Annotated in this window: 14 protein-coding genes; 10 read left to right on the forward strand and 4 right to left on the reverse strand. The window is 69.4% G+C overall.

Going from position 1 to position 14,059, the window contains the following annotated elements; all coding sequences use genetic code 11:
• Positions 1–41: 41 nt before the first annotated feature.
• From ACWEOO_RS24755 to ACWEOO_RS24775, 5 genes are read left to right on the forward strand one after another with little or no spacing between them, the layout of a single operon-like run.
• Positions 42–1,592 (forward strand): ABC transporter ATP-binding protein, encoded by a 1,551-nt coding sequence (locus ACWEOO_RS24755; RefSeq protein WP_359941773.1) that lies wholly within the window; start codon positions 42–44, stop codon positions 1,590–1,592.
• Positions 1,592–2,788, forward strand: coding sequence for an ABC transporter permease (locus ACWEOO_RS24760; RefSeq protein WP_452145017.1), 1,197 nt, complete (start codon positions 1,592–1,594; stop codon positions 2,786–2,788). Before ACWEOO_RS24755 ends, ACWEOO_RS24760 begins: the two co-directional genes overlap by 1 nt.
• Positions 2,785–4,074, forward strand: a complete 1,290-nt coding sequence (locus tag ACWEOO_RS24765; protein WP_452145018.1) for an ABC transporter permease — start codon at positions 2,785–2,787, stop codon at positions 4,072–4,074. The genes ACWEOO_RS24760 and ACWEOO_RS24765 overlap by 4 nt, the downstream gene beginning before the upstream one ends.
• Positions 4,052–4,459: a cytidine deaminase gene (locus ACWEOO_RS24770; protein WP_359941764.1), complete on the forward strand. Its 408-nt coding sequence runs from the start codon at positions 4,052–4,054 to the stop codon at positions 4,457–4,459. The genes ACWEOO_RS24765 and ACWEOO_RS24770 overlap by 23 nt, the downstream gene beginning before the upstream one ends.
• Positions 4,459–5,736 carry a thymidine phosphorylase gene (locus ACWEOO_RS24775; protein WP_452145019.1) on the forward strand — a complete coding sequence of 426 codons (1,278 nt, stop codon included), beginning with the start codon at positions 4,459–4,461 and terminating at the stop codon, positions 5,734–5,736. The genes ACWEOO_RS24770 and ACWEOO_RS24775 overlap by 1 nt, the downstream gene beginning before the upstream one ends.
• 36 nt (positions 5,737–5,772) lie before the next feature.
• Here the strand turns inward: ACWEOO_RS24775 and ACWEOO_RS24780 are convergent, their stop codons facing one another.
• Positions 5,773–6,435: a hypothetical protein gene (locus tag ACWEOO_RS24780; protein ID WP_452145020.1), complete on the reverse strand. Its 663-nt coding sequence runs from the start codon at positions 6,433–6,435 to the stop codon at positions 5,773–5,775.
• 49 nt (positions 6,436–6,484) lie between these two features.
• Positions 6,485–7,084, reverse strand: a complete 600-nt coding sequence (locus tag ACWEOO_RS24785) for a uridine kinase family protein (RefSeq protein WP_452145021.1) — start codon at positions 7,082–7,084, stop codon at positions 6,485–6,487.
• A gap of 59 nt (positions 7,085–7,143) precedes the next feature.
• Between ACWEOO_RS24785 and ACWEOO_RS24790 the strand changes: the two genes are divergently transcribed.
• Positions 7,144–7,575, forward strand: a complete 432-nt coding sequence (locus ACWEOO_RS24790) for a hypothetical protein (protein ID WP_452145022.1) — start codon at positions 7,144–7,146, stop codon at positions 7,573–7,575.
• On the opposite strand, the gene ACWEOO_RS24795 is transcribed toward ACWEOO_RS24790, so the two are convergent.
• Complete coding sequence (locus ACWEOO_RS24795; RefSeq protein ID WP_452145023.1) at positions 7,532–8,320, reverse strand: phosphotransferase enzyme family protein; 789 nt, start codon at positions 8,318–8,320, stop codon at positions 7,532–7,534. The two genes, ACWEOO_RS24790 and ACWEOO_RS24795, sit on opposite strands and share 44 nt — an antisense overlap.
• A 6-nt stretch (positions 8,321–8,326) precedes the next feature.
• Positions 8,327–9,274 carry a sugar-binding transcriptional regulator gene (locus ACWEOO_RS24800; protein ID WP_452145024.1) on the reverse strand — a complete coding sequence of 316 codons (948 nt, stop codon included), beginning with the start codon at positions 9,272–9,274 and terminating at the stop codon, positions 8,327–8,329.
• A 136-nt stretch (positions 9,275–9,410) separates the two neighbouring features.
• On the opposite strand from ACWEOO_RS24800, the gene ACWEOO_RS24805 reads away from it, so the two are divergent.
• From ACWEOO_RS24805 to ACWEOO_RS24820, 4 genes are read left to right on the forward strand one after another with little or no spacing between them, the layout of a single operon-like run.
• Entirely contained in the window at positions 9,411–10,775 is a 1,365-nt protein-coding gene (locus ACWEOO_RS24805; protein WP_452145025.1) for an ABC transporter substrate-binding protein, read from the forward strand.
• 12 nt (positions 10,776–10,787) lie between these two features.
• Entirely contained in the window at positions 10,788–11,750 is a 963-nt protein-coding gene (locus ACWEOO_RS24810) for a carbohydrate ABC transporter permease (protein WP_452145026.1), read from the forward strand.
• Positions 11,747–12,595, forward strand: a complete 849-nt coding sequence (locus ACWEOO_RS24815; RefSeq protein WP_452145027.1) for a carbohydrate ABC transporter permease — start codon at positions 11,747–11,749, stop codon at positions 12,593–12,595. The genes ACWEOO_RS24810 and ACWEOO_RS24815 overlap by 4 nt, the downstream gene beginning before the upstream one ends.
• Positions 12,592–14,052 carry a mannitol dehydrogenase family protein gene (locus ACWEOO_RS24820; RefSeq protein WP_452145028.1) on the forward strand — a complete coding sequence of 487 codons (1,461 nt, stop codon included), beginning with the start codon at positions 12,592–12,594 and terminating at the stop codon, positions 14,050–14,052. The genes ACWEOO_RS24815 and ACWEOO_RS24820 overlap by 4 nt, the downstream gene beginning before the upstream one ends.
• Positions 14,053–14,059 lie beyond the last annotated feature (7 nt).

Genomic DNA, 14,059 nt, shown 5'->3' on the forward strand with positions numbered 1-14,059 from the left:
TCGCGCCTTCCTGGCTCGCCGTCTGAAGGGGAGGCTGCCCGATGCACCTCGAGCTTTCCGGTCTGACCAAGAGCTTCGGCTCGCTGGTCGCCAACGACCACATCGACCTGGTGATCGAGCCGGGGGAGATCCACTGCCTGCTCGGTGAGAACGGCGCCGGCAAGAGCACGCTGATGAACATGCTGTACGGCCTGCTGCAGCCCGACTCGGGCGAGATCGTGATCGACGGCGCGAAGGTCAAGATCACCTCGCCGAGCGACGCGATCAAGCACGGGATCGGCATGGTGCACCAGCACTTCATGCTGGTCCCGGTGTTCACCGTCGCGGAGAACATCATGCTCGGCCGCGAGAACACCCGGGCGGGCGGCGTCCTGGACCGCAAGAAGGCTCACGCACTGGTCACCGAGCTGTCCGACCGGTACGGCTTCGAGGTCGACCCCGAGGCGCTGGTCGAGGACATCCCGGTCGGCGTGCAGCAGCGGGTGGAGATCATCAAGGCGCTCGTCAACGACGCCAGCGTGCTGATCCTGGACGAGCCGACCGCGGTGCTCACCCCGGCCGAGATCGACGAGCTGATTGGCGTGATGCGCCAGCTCAAGGAGAACGGCACCTCGATCGTCTTCATCACCCACAAGCTCAAAGAGGTCAAGGCGATCGCGGACAAGATCACCGTGATCCGCCGCGGCAAGGTGGTCGGCCAGGCCGAGCCGTCCGCGTCCGAGGAGGAACTCGCCGAGCTGATGGTCGGCCGCGCGGTCGACCTGGTGGTGGACAAGGAGCCCGCCGCGCCGAAGGACGCCGTCCTGCGGGTCGAGGGGCTGACCGTGATCGACGAGCGCGGGTTCACCGCCGTCGACGACGTCGACCTCGAGGTGCGGGCCGGCGAGATCCTCGCGGTGGCCGGTGTCCAGGGCAACGGTCAGACCGAGCTCGCCGAGGCGCTGCTCGGGCTGACTCCGATCGCGGCCGGGAAGATCTCGCTGGACGGGCAGGACCTGACCGGCCGGAGCACCCGGCATCGACTCGACGCGGGCATCGGGTACGTCCCCGAGGACCGTTGGCACGACGGCTTCGTGGACTCGTTCTCGGTGGCCGAGAACCTGGTCCTCGACCTGTTCCGCAAGCCGCCGTTCGGCAACGGGCTGGCGCTGCGCACCGACGAGATCGAGAAGAACGCGCAGGCCCGGGTGGAGGAGTTCGACATCCGCACCCAGGGCATCGACCTGCCGGTGTCGTCGCTGTCCGGCGGCAACCAGCAGAAGGTCGTGCTGGCCCGCGAGCTGTCCCGGCCGCTGCGGCTGCTGGTCGCCTCGCAGCCGACCCGCGGCGTGGACGTCGGCTCGATCGAGTTCCTGCACGGCCGGATCGTGGAGGAGCGGGACCGGGGGACGGCGGTGCTGATCGTGTCCACCGAGCTCGACGAGATCGCCGCGCTGGCGGACCGGATCGCGGTGATGTACCGCGGCAAGGTGGTCGGCGTCGTACCGTCCGACACGCCGCGCGACGAGCTGGGCCTGATGATGGCCGGCGCCTCGAAGACGCAGGCGCACGACGAGGCGATCGAACACCCGACGACCCTGGGAACCATCTGATGAGCACTGAGACAGAGGTTGCGCCGGCGCCCGCGCCCGCGAAGGAGCCGCGAGGGTCCGGCCTGCCGAACTGGGTGGTCCAGGGCCTGGTCTCGCTGAGCGCGATCGTGCTGGCCCTGCTGGTCGGGGCGATCCTGATCATCGTCGGCGACGACCAGGTGCAGGCGACGGTCAAGTACTTCGGGGCCGCGCCGATGGACACCGTCTCGGCCGCGCTGAGCGCGGTCGGCGAGGCGTACAAGGCGCTCGCGGTCGGCGCGTTCGGCAGCTGGACCGCGATCAGCGAGTCGTTGACCCAGGCAACGCCGCTGATCTGCGGCGGCCTCGCGGTCTCGCTGGCGTTCCGTACCGGGCTGTTCAACATCGGCGCTCAGGGCCAGCTGATCATGGGCGCGATCCTCGCGGCGTACGTCGGTTTCGCCTGGCACCTGCCGCCGGTGCTGCACCTGATCGTCGCGATCGTCGCCGGCCTGATCGGCGGTGCGCTTTGGGGCGGCGTGGTCGGCCTGCTGAAGGCCCGGACCGGCGCGCACGAGGTGATCGTGACGATCATGCTGAATTACGTCGCGATCTACCTGCTCGCCTGGCTGCTGACCACGTCGACGTTCCGGCGGCCGGGGCGGACCGACCCGATCTCCCCGATCGTCGACGCGAACGCGCAGTACCCGCAGCTCGGCGGCACCCGGCTGCACATCGGATTCTTCCTGGCGCTGCTCGCCGCGGTCTTCGTCTGGTGGCTGCTGAACCGGTCGACGATCGGCTTCGAACTGCGGGCGGTCGGCGCGAACGCGGAGGCCTCCCGGACGGCCGGTATGTCGGTCGGCCGCGCGTACGTGATCGCGATGGTCGTGGCCGGTGCGCTCGCCGGTCTGGCCGGGACCCAGCAGGTGCTCGGCACCGACCTGCCGCTGACCGACGGGGTCGCAGCCTCGGTCGGGTTCGACGCGATCACGGTTGCGCTGCTCGGCCGCGGTACGCCGCTCGGCACCGTGCTGGCCGGCCTGCTCTTCGGCGCGCTGAACGCGGGCGGCCTGCAGATGCAGCTGGTCACGCAGACACCGCTGACCCTGACCACTGTCCTGCAGGCCGTGATCGTGCTGTTCGTCGCGGCCCCGGCGCTGGTGCGCTCGATCTTCCGGTTCCTGCCGAAGGAACGCGGCGCCGGCGCAGTGCTCGCGAAAGGCTGGAACGGATGAGCGAGACCACCCCGGACGCGGTTCCTGCGGCCGCACCGAAGCCGCAGGCCATCGAGGCCCCGGCCGACCGGACCCGCCGGCTGCGGGTCGGCGGCGTGATGCTGGTGTTCGCGCTGATCGGGCTCGGCCTGGCGGTGTTCACCAAGGGCGGCAAGGCGACCTTCCAGCTGGTGTCCGGTGATCTGCAGAACAACCTGCTCGGCATCCCCGCCCAGTTCACCGCGCTGGTTCTCGGGATTCTCGGTGTGATCGCGGCGGGCGCCTACCTGCTGCGCCGGGTCCCGCAGTCGTACTCCGGTTACCTGGCGGCTCTGCTCGGGATCTGCTTCATCGGCGCCTTCCTGTGCTGGGCGGCGGCAGGCAAGACCTTCCCGCTGGCCAACCAGTTCCAGGGCACGCTGAACTTCGCGACGCCGCTGATTCTCGGCGCGCTCGCCGGGGTGATGTGTGAGCGGGCCGGTGTCATCAACATCGCGATCGAGGGCCAGTTCCTGGTCGGCGCCTTCACCGCGGCGCTGGTGTCGAGTACGACGAACAGCTCCGCCGCTGCGCTGATCGCGGCGGCGGCCAGCGGTGTGGTGATGGCGTGGCTGCTGGCCGTGTTCTCGATCAAGTACCTGGTCAACCAGGTCGTGCTCGGCGTCGTCCTGGTGGTGTTCGCGACCGGTATCACCGGCTTCCTGTTCGACCAGTTCATGCAGCCGCAGGCCGAGAAGCTGAACACGCCGGCCGTGCTGTCGGCGGTGAAGATCCCGGGGCTGGCCGACATTCCGTTCATCGGGCCGATCCTGTTCAACCAGACCATCCTGGTCTACCTGACCTATATCGCGGTCGCGGTCGTCACGTTCGTGCTCTTCCAGACCCGCTGGGGCCTGCGGATCCGGGCGGTCGGCGAGCATCCGAAGGCGGCCGACACGGTCGGCATCAAGGTCAAGCGGATCCGGTACTCCGCGGTGCTCGCGGCCGGCGTCCTGGCCGGGCTCGGCGGCGCGTTCTTCACCGTGGGGTACGCCGGTTCGTTCAGCAAGGAGATGACCGCGGGCAACGGGTTCATCGCGCTGGCGGCGCTGATCATGGGCCGCTGGCACCCGATCGGTGCGATGGTCGCGGCGCTGTTCTTCGGTTTCGCGACCCAGTTGCAGTCCCAGCTGCAGATCATCCAGACGCCGATCCCCGGCGAGCTGCTGCTGATGGCGCCGTACCTGGCGACGATCATCGCGGTGGCCGGGCTGGTGGGCCGAGTCAGAGCACCGAAGGCCGACGGTGAGCCCTACGTCACCGAGTGAGGTCGACTGGCCGGCGTTGCGCGCGGTTGCCGTCGACCTGATGCACCGCGCGTACGCGCCGTACTCGCACTTCCCGGTGGGCGCGGCGGCGTACGTCGACGACGGGCGGATCGTTGCCGGATGCAACGTGGAGAACGCCTCGTACGGATTGACGTTGTGCGCCGAGTGCGGGCTGGTGTCGGACCTGCACCGGACCGGGGGCGGCCGGCTGGTCGCCTTCACCTGTGTGGACCGGCACGAGCATCTGCTGACGCCGTGCGGACGATGCCGGCAGCTACTGCACGAGAACGGCGGCCCGGGGCTGCTGATCGAGACCGCGACCGGGGTCCGGCCGCTGCGCGAGCTGCTGCCGGACGCGTTCGGGCCCGAGTTTCTGGAGGAGTAATGAGTTTCGACGCGGTGGATGTCATCCGGGCCAAGCGGGACAAGGGCGAGCTGAGCGACGGGCAGATCGACTGGGTGATCGACGCCTACACCAAGGGCGACGTCGCCGATGAGCAGATGTCCGCGCTCGCGATGGCGATCCTGCTGAACGGGATGAACCGGCGCGAGATCGCCCGCTGGACCGCGGCGATGATCGCGTCCGGCGAGCGGATGAACTTCGGCACGCTGTCCCGGCCGACCGCGGACAAGCACTCGACCGGCGGCGTCGGCGACAAGATCACGTTGCCGCTGGCCCCGTTGGTGGCGGCCTGCGGCGTCGCCGTGCCGCAGCTGTCCGGCCGCGGCCTCGGGCACACCGGCGGCACGCTCGACAAGCTGGAGTCGATCCCCGGCTGGCGGGCTGCGCTGTCGAACGACGAGCTGATGCGGCAGCTCGAGGAGGTCGGCGCGGTGATCTGCGCGGCCGGTGACGGTCTGGCGCCCGCGGACAAGAAGCTGTACGCGCTGCGCGACGTGACCGGCACCGTCGAAGCGATCCCGCTGATCGCCAGCTCGATCATGAGCAAGAAGATCGCGGAGGGCACCGGTGCTCTGGTGCTGGACGTGAAGGTCGGCTCCGGCGCGTTCATGAAGGATCTGAAGGACGCCCGCGAGCTGGCCGAGACGATGGTTGCGCTGGGCACCGACGCGGGTGTGAAGACCGTTGCCCTGCTCACCGACATGTCCGTCCCGCTGGGACTGACCGCCGGAAACGCCCTGGAGGTTCGCGAATCGGTCGAGGTGCTCGCGGGCGGCGGTCCGGCTGACGTGGTCGAGCTCACCGTCGCGCTGGCCAACGAGATGCTGGCCGCGGCCGGTGTCACCGGTGTCGACCCGGCCGAGAAGCTGCGCGACGGTACGGCGATGGACGCCTGGCGCGCGATGATCTCGGCGCAGGGCGGTGACCCGTCGGCCGAGCTCCCGGTCGCTCCCGAGCAGCACGTCGTACCCGCGTCGGCGTCCGGCGTACTGTCCAAGCTCGACGCGCTCGCGGTCGGGGTCGCGGCGTGGCGCCTCGGTGCGGGGCGGGCGCGCAAGGAGGACCCGGTGTCGGCGGTGGCCGGCGTGGAGATGCACGCCAAGCCGGGGGACCAGGTCTCCGAGGGGCAGCCGCTCCTGACCCTGCACACCGACGACCCCAGCCGCATCGAGCGCGCGCTCGAGTCCCTGGCGGGCGCGGTGGAGGTCGCCGAGTCGTACGAACACGGTCCACTGATCCTGGACCGCATCACCGCCTGACCTGCAACTCCGGTCGCGCGTTGGGAGGCGGAAGAGCTAGCTGGTCGTTGCCGTCAGGCGGGTGTGCTGTTCTTTCGCCAGGGCGGTGATGAGGGCGGTGTCCGGGGTGAGGCTGGTGCCCAGGGCGCCGGATTCGCGGACGGTGAGCTCGACGACCACGGCCCCGACCGCGAGGCTGGCCTCGGCGATAGCGATCGACTGGTCCGTGCTGCCGTCGTACTCGATCCGGGCGTCGGAGAGCGCGTTCGGGATCGCGAACGGGTGGTCGTGGACGTCCTGGTTCCACAGGCCCTGCTGCAAGGCCTTCGCCTTGGCCGCCGAGCCGGTCTTGAACAGCTGCACGGTGTAGCGCTTCTTCTTGTCCGGGCTGAGCCGGCTCGCCCGGTAGCCCTCGACGAAGCTCGCGTTGAGCAGCAGCGCGCGGTCCAGCGCCGGGTCGGCCGACCAGGTGCTCAGGTACGCCGTGGCGGTGAATGGGCCGGGCGCGTTGCGGGCGTCGGCGACGTACCCACGGGGGAGCGCGGCCAGTGAGGCGAGCGTGCTCTTCGCGGTCTTGCCTGCCGATCCGGAAAGCGCCGAATGCTTCGCGGCCGGGGTCTGGGCAGCGCTGGCCGATGCGCCGTCCTCACTCCCGCAGGCGGTCACGCCCAGCAGGACGGCGGTCACTACCACGGCGACGCCTGACGCATTCCGTCTCACGGCACCGATACCAACAGAAGTTGGTGAACTTCAGGCGAACAGCCGCGTGCTAGCGGGAGGTCGCTTCGATGAGCAGCGTCTCGATCCGCGCCCTGGCAGCCTTCGGGTGCAGCGGATCGCATCCCGCGGCGACGCAGCGGCGGACCACCTGCGGGTCGTCGCGCAACAGCAGCAGGCCGCGCCGGAGCAGGGTCAGCGGCGGTTTGCGGTGCTCGCGGAGGTCCCGCTGGAACCGCCGGACGAACGTGACGACGCGGTGGTGGTAGACGCAGATCGCGGTGGCGAGCAGGTCGCGGTCGCGGAGCGCGCCGGTGATCCGGTCGGCGAAGATGCCTTCGGCAACCAGCAACGGAGAACCGCCGGTGGTGACCGGCCGGTGACCGACGGTGCCGTCCGCGGCGATGTCGTAGATCGGGAGGTCGGCGGTCCCCGTCGTACACAGCTGCTCCAGGGCCGCGACCGCGCGGTCGCCGTCCCAGGACCGCGGGTCGTCCCAGTCGACGATGCCGAGCGGCGACCGCGGCATCGCCTCGTCGTCGCCGTCGCGATAGAAGTCGTCCAGCCGGACGACGGGCAGGCCGACCTGCTCCGCCAGGCGCGACTTCCCCGCGCCGGACGGCCCCGCCAGCAGCACTACCCGTGAACGCACCGGCATATTGTCTTCCACTTCCTGCAGTAACAGCCAATCGCGCCCGGCGATAATCGGGTATGCCGAAGATGAAGCTGGGGGCCGCGTTCTACGCGCTGTTCGCGGTCGGGGGTGTTGGCGCCGCGGTGATGATTCTTCGCGGGGACAGCCGGTTCGCCGGTGCCGACCAGTGGTACCTGATCGCGCGGGCGACCGTGTTCGCGCTGATCGGGGTGATGTTCGGCATCGGAGCGATCACGCGGCGGGGGCTGATGTCCGACGAGGGGCCTCGAATCTGCCGCGAAGGCTGGATCGTCGTCATCGCACTGGTCGTTGCCGAGTTCGTGGTGTACGCAGTGGGCCAGGAGTGGGGCACCTTTCCGAGCATCGTGACGGCTCTCATCCCGCCGTGGGTGAAGCGGATGCAGGAGAAGTACTACGAGGGGCGGGACGAGGCGGAGCGCGAGCTCAACCCAGAAGAGCCTGACGGAGTGCGGCCTCCGACTGCTTGAACCATCGGTTGGTGCGGTCGGTCAGTTCGGCTTCTCCGGTGGTCCAGCGTTGGCGGAACCACGGGTGCCCGGCCTCGGAGCCGCGACGGACGTAGTCCATGCACCAGACGTGATTGTCGGCGGCCGCGTCGACCAGCCGGTGGCGGTCGCCGTCCGTGAGGCCGTACGTGTCGGCGAAGCGGCGCAGGCGGGTCAGCGAGCGACCCCGTCGTACGTCGTGGATGTCCGCGTCGGGGCGCAGCGGCGCCCACAGGCGGACCGCGGTGGCGACGTCCCACAGCGCCGAGCCGGGGCCGGCGAGGTCGAAGTCGATGAGCGCGACCGCGCGCCCGTCCCGGAACACGACGTTGTCGAGGTTCGGGTCGTTGTGGCTGATCAACCCGGTGACGTAGCTCGCCGGCACCGGCTCCGCCCACTCCGGACCGGTCGGCCGGAAGTCCGCGACGGCCTCGTGGTACGCCCGCAACAGCTGGGCCACGCTGTCGAGCGCCTCGTCCGTCATCGACCAGGAGGGGTACGGCGGTGTCACCGTCTCCCCGGGCAGGTACGAGAGCACCTCCCGCCCCTGCGCGTCGATGCCGAGGAACGCCGGCGCACCCTTGAAGCCGGCGCTCTCCAGATGCTGCAGCAGCGCGTGCGTCGCCGTACTGCTGGCGCGCAGCGGCCGCCGGACGGTATCCCCGACCCGCACCACCAACCCGCGGTTCGCCGTACCTCCGACCAGCTTGACCTCAGCAGCAGGCATCGCCGGTCAGTCTGACGGCTCCAGCAGGGCCTTCGCCAGGGGTGCGTGGGTAACGATCGCGTTCACCAGCCCGCTGCGGACGGCGGCCCGGACCGCCGCGACCTTGGCCAGGCCGTAAGGGATCGCGATCACCTCGTCGATCTTGTCCATCTGCTCGGCGTTGATGGCGATCACCCGGTCGGTCACCCGGCTCTGCACCGGTGCGCCGTCCGCGTCCACGAAGACGCCGGAGATGTCCGCCACGACGCCGCGGCGCTGCAACTGTTCACAGGCCTTCGCGTCCATCGCGTCGTACAGCGTCGACTGCCCGGCGGCCCACGACCCGAGCCCGACGACCGCCTTCGACACCGAGTCGAAATGGCTGATCGCCTCCGCGACCTCGGGCTGCTGCCGCAATGCCCGCGCCGTCGCGGCGTCGGGCACGACGAGCGGCGCGTAGAACAGGTACGCCGGTCCGCCCGACAGCCGGGCGGTGTGCCGGACGAGCTCGACCGAGTTCGCCTCGACGTCCGGGCGGGTCAGCGCCCCCGTCAGCTGGACGACGGGCACCGGCGCGAGCGATGTCAGCTGCTCGGTCATCGCGGTCACCGCCCGCGCCCACGCCAGCCCGAGCACGTCCTCGGGCGTCACGATCTCGGTGAGCAGGTCGGCCGCCGCCTTGCCCAGCTGGGTACGGAGTGCGGGCTCGTCGACCTCGGGGGTGTCCACGACGATCGCGCGGCGCAGCCCGAGGGCTTCCTGCAGCCGCGCCGACAGATCGAGGTCGATCGCGCCGGGGTGGCTGATCTCGATCCGCACCAGCCCACTGCTGCGCGCCTGGTCGAGCAAGCGCGCGACTTTGAACCGGCTGAGCCGGAACTCGTCCGCGATCTCCACCTTCGACCGCCCGTCGACGTAGTACCGCCGCGCGATCGACGCCGTCAGCACCAGCTGTGCCGGCCCGAACGTCTCCATCAACGCTCCCCCATCCCTAGCCCGCTCATATGAGCACACGTGTCCCCAAGTGTTGCACAGACCCTTGACAGGTCAAGCCCCTTCCCGGTTCACTCATTGTGTGAGCGGAGGCGTGCTCAAATGAGCGGAGGCAGATGTGCTGAGTAGGCGCAAACGCATCGGAGCGGCCGGGGTCGCGGTCCTGGTGACCGCGGTCAGCGGCTGTGCGGGCTGGGGAGGCGGAGCCGGCGGCGGTGGTGAGGACAGCATCAACGTCCTGATGGTGAACAACCCGCAGATGGTCGATCTGCAGAAGCTCACCGCCGACAACTTCACCAAGCAGACCGGCATCAAGGTGAACTTCACCGTGCTGCCGGAGAACGACGTCCGGGACAAGATCAGCCAGGAGTTCTCCAGCCAGGCCGGTCAGTACGACGTGGCGTCGGTCAGCAACTTCGAGATCCCGATCTACGCCAAGAGCAAGTGGATCGCGCCGTTGTCGGACTACATCGGCCAGGACGCGTCGTTCGACCAGGACGACGTGCTCAAGCCGATGACCCAGTCGATGACCGCGGAGGACGGCAAGATCTACGGCGAGCCGTTCTACGGCGAGTCGTCGTTCCTGATGTACCGCAGGGACGTCCTGGCGGCCAAGGGCGTGACGATGCCGGCGAAGCCGACCTGGCAGGAGGTCGCGGACATCGCGGCCAAGGTCGACAACGCGCAGCCGGGGATGCGCGGCATCTGCCTGCGCGGCCAGCCCGGCTGGGGCCAGCTGTTCGCCCCGCTCACCACGGTCGTGAACACCTTCGGCGGCACCTGGTTCACCCAGGACTGGCAGGCCAAGGTCGACGCGCCGGAGTTCACCGAGGCGACCAAGTTCTACGTCGACCTGGTCCGCGCGCACGGCGAGGCCGGCGCGCCGCAGGCCGGCTTCACCGAGTGCCTGAACAACACCATCCAGAGCAACGTCGCGATGTGGTACGACGCGACGTCGGCGGCCGGTTCGCTCGAGGCGCCGAACTCGCCGGTGAAGGGCAAGATGGGCTATGCGCCGGCGCCGGTCGTGAAAACCGACAGCTCCGGCTGGCTGTACGCGTGGGCCTGGGGCATCCAGGAGGCCTCGAAGAAGAAGGACAACGCCTGGAAGTTCATCTCCTGGGCGTCCGGCAAGGACTACGAGAAGCTCGTCGGCGAGAAGGTTGGCTGGTCCAACGTTCCGGCCGGCAAGCGCGCGTCGACGTACGAGATCCCGGAGTACGTCAAGGAGGCCGCGGCGTTCGCGGAGCCGACCAAGAGCGCGATCGAGAACGCGGACCCGACCGACCCGGGCGTCCAGCCGCGGCCGGCGCCGGGGATCCAGTTCGTCGACATCCCGGAGTTCCCGGACCTCGGCACCCAGGTCAGCCAGGACGTGAGCTCGGCGATCGCCGGGCGGATGAGCGTCGACGAGGCACTGAAACGCGGGCAGGAGCTCGCCGACGACGTCGCCGAGCGGTACCGCTCGCGGCAAGCGAAGTGAGGGGTGGGGCCAATGTCCGTCGACGCCAAGCCTGACACCGCGGTGAAGCCCGCGCGCCGCGCCGCGCCACCCGGCTCCGAGGGCACGATGCTGCGCAAGACCGGCGACTGGGCCCGGCGCGGCCCGTTGCTGCCCGCGCTGGTGTTCATGATCATCGTGACGCAGCTGCCGTTCGTGGTCACGATCGTCGTGTCCTTCATGGACTGGAACGCGTACTACCCCGACGAGCGCGGGTTCGCCGGGGTCGACAACTTCCGCCGGGTGCTGACCGACGCGAACACCCGGCACGCGATCTGGGTGACGATCGTGCTCACCGCGGGCGTGGTCCTGCTCAGTCTCGCGCTGGGCCTGGCGATCGCGCTGCTGCTGGACCGCAGGTTCCGCGGCCGGGGCGCGGTCCGGACGATGATGATCACGCCGTTCCTCGTCGTCCCGGTGGCCGCCGCGCTGCTGTGGAAGCACGCGCTCTACAACCCGACGTACGGCCTGTTCAACGGCGTGCTGAAGTGGTTGTTCGGCGAGAACGCGCCGCAGCCGGACTGGATCAGCAACCAGCCGCTGTGGTCGATCATCTTCGCGCTGGTCTGGCAGTGGACGCCGTTCATGATGCTGATCCTGCTGGCCGGGCTGCAGAGCCGGCCGCTGGACGTGATCGAGGCGGCCGGGATCGACGGCGCGAACCAGTGGGAGATCTTCCGCTACATGACGCTGCCGCACCTGCGGCAGTACCTGGAGCTGTCCGCGCTGCTCGGCTCGATCTACGTCGTGCAGAACTTCGACGCGGTCTTCACGATCACGTCCGGCGGTCTCGGTACGGCGAACCTGCCGTACACGATCTACCAGACGTTCTACACCGCGCACGACTACGGCCGCGCCTCGGCGGCGGGCGTCATCGTGGTGATCGGCACGATCGTGATCGCGACGCTCGCGCTCCGGTCGGTGTCCACGCTGTTCCGAGAGGAGACCGGTCGATGAGTAGTGGACAGATCACGATCGTGAAAGGGCATCAGCGCCGTGGCGGCGGCTGGGCCTTGAGCGGGCTGGCCTGGATCGTGGGCATCCTGTTCGTGCTGCCGGTGCTGTGGATGCTGCTGACGTCGTTCCACTCCGAGGAAGACGCGGCGAAGAACCCGCCGGACGTGGCGGCGCCGCTGACCCTGGACGGCTACCGGGCGTTCTTCGACACCGGGCCGTGGCCGTCGATCCTGAACTCGCTGACCGCGAGCATCCTGTCCACGGCGCTGGTCATCCTGCTCGCGTTCCCGGCGGCGTACGCGCTGTCGATCCGGCCGGTGAAGAAGTGGACCGACGTGCTGTTCTTCTTCCTGTCCACGAAGATGCTGCCGGTGGTGGCCGGCCTGCTGCCGATCTACTTGTTCGCGCAGTCGGTCCACTTCCTGGACAACATCTGGCTGCTGATCATCCTCTACACCTCGATGAACCTGCCGATCGCGGTCTGGATGCTGCGCAGCTTCCTGTCCGAGGTGCCGGTGGAGATCCTCGAGGCGGCCTCGGTCGACGGCGCGTCGCTGACCCGGACGCTGCGGTCCGTGGTGGCGCCGGTGGTCACGCCGGGAATCGCGTCGGCGGCGCTGATCTGCTTCATCTTCAGCTGGAACGAGCTGCTGTTCGCCCGCGTGCTGACCGGCACGGTGGCGCAGACGGCGCCAGTGTTCTTGACTGGGTTCGTGACCAGCCAAGGATTGTTCCTCGCCAAAGTCTGTGCCGCGTCCATCGTGGTGTCGCTGCCGGTGCTGATCGCCGGGTTCGCCGCCCAGGACAAGCTCGTCCAGGGTCTGTCGCTGGGGGCGGTCAAGTGACCGCACTGGCTGCTGCCGGTCTCGATGCCGTGGGCAACGACGTTCCGGTGCCCTGCTACGACCGTACGGCGGTGACGCCCGGGATCGTGCACTTCGGGGTCGGTGGATTCCATCGCGCGCACCAGGCGATGTACCTGGATCGGCTGATGACCGAAGGGAAGGCGCTGGACTGGGGGATCGTCGGCGTCGGGGTGCTGCCGAACGACCGGCGGATGGCCGAGGTGATGGCCGCCCAGGACTGTCTCTACACACTGGTCGTCAAGCATCCGGACGGGACCCTCGAGCCTCGGGTGGTCGGGTCGATCGTGGGGTACCTGTTCGCGCCGGACGATCCGGAAGCCGTGCTGGCGCGGATGGTGGATCCGGCGACCCGGATCGTGTCGCTGACGATCACCGAGGGCGGGTACCACGTCAACCAGGTGACCGGAGAGCTCGACACCGCGGGGCTGGAGGCCGACCTGGAGCCGGGGGCGACGCCCGGCAGCGCGTTCGGGTTCATCGTCGAGGCGCTGCGTCGGCGCCGGGAGGCCGGCGTACCGCCGTTCACCGTGATGTCGTGCGACAACATCCCCGGCAACGGGCACGTCGCGCGCAAGATGATCGCCGCGTTCGCGCGGCTGAAGGATCCGTCGACAGCGGACTTCCTGGAGAACGAGGTGCGGTTCCCGAACTGCATGGTCGACCGGATCACGCCGGTCACCGCCGACGCGGACCGGGCGGCGCTGGCCGAGCGGTTCGGGATCGAGGACGGCTGGCCGGTGGTGTGCGAGCCGTTCACGCAGTGGGTGCTCGAGGACGACTTCGGCGGCGTGCGGCCGCCGTACGAGGACGTCGGCGTCCAGATCGTCGAGGACGTCGAGCCGTACGAGTTCATGAAGCTGCGACTCCTGAACGCCTCGCATCAGGCGCTGTGCTACCTCGGCTACCTGGACGGCTACCGGTACGCGCACGAGGTGTGCCAGGACAAGCTGTACGTCGACTTCCTGCTCGGCTACATGGACCACGAAGGGACGCCGACGCTGCCGCCGGTGCCCGGGGTCGACCTCGACCGCTACAAGCACCAGCTGATCGAGCGCTTCGCGAACCCCGAGGTGCGCGACACCCTGGCGCGGCTGTGTGCGGAGAGCTCGGACCGGATCCCGAAGTGGCTGCTGCCGGTGGTGCGCGAGCAGCTGGCGGCGGGCCGGGAGATCAAACGGTCGGTGCTCGTGGTCGCGTCCTGGGCCCGGTACGCCGAGGGCGTCGACGAGCAGGGGCAGCCGATCGAGGTCGTCGACCGGCTGCGCGACAAGCTGGTCGACCGGGCGCAGCACAACCGGGAGGATCCGCTGGTGTTCATCGCGGATCCGGACCTGTTCGGCGACCTGGCGTCGGACGAGCGGTTCGTGACGCCGTACAAGGCCGCGCTGCGATCGCTGCACGAGATCGGTGCGCGGGCGACGGTGGAAGCGCTCTAGTCTGTGA

It is taken from the genome of Kribbella sp. NPDC004138, assembly GCF_053603655.1.

Excerpts from the sequence above, each read along its gene's own strand:
- ACWEOO_RS24790 (WP_452145022.1), top strand. The coding sequence starts at position 7,144 with ATGCCGAAGATGAAGCTGGGGGCCGCGTTCTACGCGCTGTTCGCGGTC.
- ACWEOO_RS24795 (WP_452145023.1), bottom strand. The coding sequence starts at position 8,320 with ATGCCTGCTGCTGAGGTCAAGCTGGTCGGAGGTACGGCGAACCGCGGG.
- ACWEOO_RS24760 (WP_452145017.1), top strand. The coding sequence starts at position 1,592 with ATGAGCACTGAGACAGAGGTTGCGCCGGCGCCCGCGCCCGCGAAGGAG.
- ACWEOO_RS24810 (WP_452145026.1), top strand. The coding sequence starts at position 10,788 with ATGTCCGTCGACGCCAAGCCTGACACCGCGGTGAAGCCCGCGCGCCGC.
- ACWEOO_RS24775 (WP_452145019.1), top strand. The coding sequence starts at position 4,459 with ATGAGTTTCGACGCGGTGGATGTCATCCGGGCCAAGCGGGACAAGGGC.
- ACWEOO_RS24800 (WP_452145024.1), bottom strand. The coding sequence starts at position 9,274 with ATGGAGACGTTCGGGCCGGCACAGCTGGTGCTGACGGCGTCGATCGCG.
- ACWEOO_RS24755 (WP_359941773.1), top strand. The coding sequence starts at position 42 with ATGCACCTCGAGCTTTCCGGTCTGACCAAGAGCTTCGGCTCGCTGGTC.
- ACWEOO_RS24765 (WP_452145018.1), top strand. The coding sequence starts at position 2,785 with ATGAGCGAGACCACCCCGGACGCGGTTCCTGCGGCCGCACCGAAGCCG.
- ACWEOO_RS24815 (WP_452145027.1), top strand. The coding sequence starts at position 11,747 with ATGAGTAGTGGACAGATCACGATCGTGAAAGGGCATCAGCGCCGTGGC.